The sequence below is a fragment of the Caballeronia sp. M23-90 genome (assembly GCF_053574605.1).
In genome coordinates this window covers 1-385 of sequence record NZ_JBSIPA010000985.1, presented here as the reverse complement: position 1 = coordinate 385, position 385 = coordinate 1, and the positions used below count along the sequence as shown (strand labels likewise).

The following is a 385-nucleotide window of genomic DNA, read 5'->3' as shown; positions in this document are numbered from 1 at the left end:
CGCTCTCGGTCAACTCATGCAGCATATGCAGTTGCGCCTGCGTCTGGCGGGCCCATTCGGCAAGCAGCGGATGCCCCACCTCCTGGAAGTCGAGCTTGCCTGCGAGTTCGAGTTGTTCCACCCGTGCCTCGCTGACAATATCGAACCAGAATTCCCGGCACGGATTGATGGCGTAAATACGGACGTCGATCCAGCGCGACAGTTCACGCAGCAACGCAATATGCAGCGGCGGCATGGTCGGCAACGCGAACACGCTGACGCTCTCGGTCAACTCATGCAGCATATGCAGTTGCGCCTGCGTCTGGCGGGCCCATTCGGCAAGCAGCGGATGCCCCACCTCCTGGAAGTCGAGCTTGCCTGCGAGTTCGAGTTGTTCCACCCGTGC

1 protein-coding gene is annotated in these 385 nt (G+C 61.0%); it reads right to left on the bottom strand.

From position 1 onward, the window contains the following. A partial coding sequence (locus ACRXB1_RS37430; protein WP_449494943.1) for an exodeoxyribonuclease V subunit gamma occupies nt 1–385 on the bottom strand: 385 nt, incomplete at both ends.